Below are 905 nucleotides of genomic sequence, written 5' to 3'. Positions count from 1 at the left end.
CGACGTTGGCCATGACGCGCACCGTGGTTTCCTTCGCACTCATTTCGAGAGGAACCACCAGCACCTTGTAGCCGGCGCTAGCCATCTTGATCGCGATGTCGTTGGCAAACAGCGATTTACCGGCACCTGAGCCTGCGGCGATGGTGACCATCGAGCCGCGAGCAAATCCCCCGGACTGCCGATCGAATTCGGGAATGCCGGTCGGTATGATGTCGTCACCGGACTCGGCGTACAGGATGTCGCGGACCAGTGCCGTCGCATTGTTGTTCATCCCGAAGTGGGTGAACGCGTCTTTCGTGCTCTTTGTGGCACGCGCGCTCGACAGGCGCAGTGCCGTATCCTCCAGAAGCGTTCCCACATCGAGTTTGCCCTTCGAATTCAGGGTCGCGTCGATGTTGACGGCCAGTTCCTCAAGTTGCCGGATTTGGCGGTACTTGTTTAGGAGTCGCGCACATTTCTGTGCCTCGTCTACGGTCGTGACCGTTGCCTGCGAATCGCGCAGCCATTTACGCGTGCCCTCCGATATCGCGGGGTCCTCGATGAGCAATCGGTAGGCCGGTGTCGTTCCCGTCTCCCGCATGTGGCGCAGCACCGCGCTGTATACCTCTTGGCTCTCCGTATAGTTGAAGTACGATTCGTCGATAAGGCTAAGAAGGGTACCGGAAACTCGTTTGTCTTTGTGAGTCAGCGCCCGGAGCGCCGCCAATTCTGCACGTGGACTTGCTTTTGTTGCCATTGATCTAGGTCTATCGTTGAGCTAACTCTTATTTACTGTGCGTCGTGTTCTCTGCTTCGGGGACCGTAGGTGGCGCGACCCCGGCGTATCGCACAGGGAATTTGGCCACCGTCTCGTTATGCGAGGGTCGCGCCATAACCACGTGCCGAAAATCCTTCAGTGCTTCCAC

At 58.0% G+C, this 905-nt stretch carries 1 protein-coding gene; it reads right to left on the bottom strand.

Annotation, left to right across the window (positions count from 1 at the left end; genetic code table 11):
• Positions 1-736: DnaB-like helicase C-terminal domain-containing protein (locus AC1RP1_RS07585; RefSeq protein ID WP_481762656.1), on the bottom strand; the 736-nt coding region annotated here is incomplete at its 3' end.
• Between the last annotated feature and the right edge of the window lie 169 nt (positions 737-905).

It is taken from the genome of Dellaglioa sp. CoH-56-MRSF-13, assembly GCF_056782095.1.
This window is presented reverse-complemented; position numbering and strand designations above follow the sequence as displayed.